The sequence below is a fragment of the Bartonella sp. AP4SXKL genome, assembly GCF_042195845.1.
Lineage (GTDB): Bacteria > Pseudomonadota > Alphaproteobacteria > Rhizobiales > Rhizobiaceae > Bartonella.
The window spans coordinates 1-914 of record NZ_JBHIPA010000060.1; the positions used below are offsets into that span (position 1 = coordinate 1).

Consider the following 914-nt stretch of genomic DNA (forward strand, 5'->3'; position numbering starts at 1 on the left):
AATGTTCAGAATAAATTGACTGAACAGGTTAATAATGTGATTACCAAAGTGGAAAGCGAGAGCTTTGTTCAGCAAGACAAAACAACGCATCGTCTCACTATTGGAGATGCAGTAGAAGGTAGTGAAATCAACATTGCCAACAGTAAGAAAGAAGACCGGACGCTTTCTGGTGTTAAGAAAGCAGAGCGTGTGAATGAAGCTGTTAACAAAGGTCAGCTTGATAAAGGTTTGAAGGATCTTTCTAACAGTCTTCAGTCAGATGATTCAGCTGTTGTTCATTACGATAAAAAAGAGGGTGAGAATGGCGGCATTGATTACACGAGTGTGACTTTAGGCAAAGGTAAGGATAAGGCAGCTGTTGGTCTTCATAATGTTGCTGATGGTCAGATTGCCAAGGATTCACGTGATGCAATCACGGGTGGACAGGTTAACAAAATCGGTGAGGATGTAGCTAAGTTTTTAGGTGGAGAAGCATCCTTTAAAGAGGGTGTTTTTACAGCTCCGACTTATAAAATCTCTAATGTTTCTGACGATGGTACAGTAACGACTAATTCACATAACGATGTTGGTAGCGCCTTTGCGGGTCTTGATACGAGTGTCAAGAATGTGAACACTCATCTGTCTAATGAGGTCAAAAAGTTTGATGAAAAACTAAGTAATATTACGCAAGCAGTTCAAGGCGATGCATTGTTATGGGGCAAGACTAAAGGTGCGTTTGTAGCGACGCATGGGGACAATAAAGAGAACAGCAAGCTTACATCACTTGCAGCTGGCTCTATAGTATCAGGCTCGAGTGATGCGATTACGGGTGGACAGATTTATGATCTGCAAAAACAGTTTGCGACGTATTTTGGTGGAGGAGCTGGTTATGATAAAGATGGACAATGGAAAGCTCCAAGTTTTGTGATCAAGAA

Annotated in this window: 1 pseudogene; it reads left to right on the forward strand. The window is 41.5% G+C overall.

Features of this window, described 5'->3' with window-relative positions:
• Window positions 1–36: 36 nt before the first annotated feature.
• Window positions 37–914: pseudogene (locus ACFIMI_RS09660) on the forward strand (hypothetical protein); the annotation flags it as partial.